At 57.1% G+C, this 210-nt stretch carries 1 protein-coding gene; it reads left to right on the top strand.

Going from position 1 to position 210, the window contains the following annotated elements:
- On the top strand, nt 1-210 hold a 210-nt coding region (locus tag AC5FXQ_RS21810), incomplete at both ends, for an MBG domain-containing protein (protein ID WP_493604519.1).

Here is a 210-nt window from a genome sequence, read left to right on the forward strand (position 1 = left end):
CATCGACAAGGCGACAGCTACGCTTGCTCTTGGCAACCTGACCCACGTGTATGACGGCACAGTGAAGAACGCCACGGCTACTACACTTCCAGCTGACCTGACCGGCGTGAGCATCAGCAACAACGGCAAGACAGACGCTGGCACTTATGTGGTAGAAGCCACCCTGGACAACGCTAACTACAGAGCCACTGCCGTGCAGGGTGACCTGTT

It is taken from the genome of Pontibacter sp. LHS1 (assembly GCF_058932855.1).